At 58.8% G+C, this 447-nt stretch carries 1 protein-coding gene; it reads right to left on the bottom strand.

What is annotated here, in order from left to right; translation table 11 throughout:
• A partial coding sequence (locus tag AB1462_RS32040; RefSeq protein ID WP_367249122.1) for a sensor histidine kinase occupies positions 1-447 on the bottom strand: 447 nt, incomplete at both ends.

The following is a 447-nucleotide window of genomic DNA, read 5'->3' as shown; positions in this document are numbered from 1 at the left end:
CTGCTTTATAATGCCGTAGACCATGGAAAGGCCAAGGCCAGTGCCCTTGCCGACATCTTTGGTCGTGAAGAATGGCTCGAATATCTTCTTCAGCACATCCGGCGGGATGCCGCTGCCGGTGTCTTCGACTTCGACGATGACGTAATCGGCGGCGATAAGCTCCCTGTACGGGAAGGCAGCCGATTCTTCCTTCGTCGAATTGCGCGTGCGCACCGTCAGATCGCCGCCTTCCGGCATTGCATCGCGCGCATTGACGGCAAGATTGACGACAACCTGCTCGAACTGCCCAATATCGACCTTCACCGGCCAGAGATCGCGGCCATGCTCGACCTTCATGCGGATTTCATTGCCGACAAGGCGGGCCAGAAGCATGCGCAGATCGGCCAGCACATCCGTCAGGCTAAGCACTTCCGGGCGCAGGGTCTGCTTGCGCGAGAAGGCCAGAAG

This window comes from Pseudomonas sp. SB113, from assembly GCF_040754745.1.
Classification (GTDB): domain Bacteria; phylum Pseudomonadota; class Gammaproteobacteria; order Pseudomonadales; family Pseudomonadaceae; genus Aquipseudomonas; species Aquipseudomonas grimontii.
Note: the sequence above shows the minus strand (reverse complement) of the source record. Positions and strands in the feature narration are given on the sequence as shown.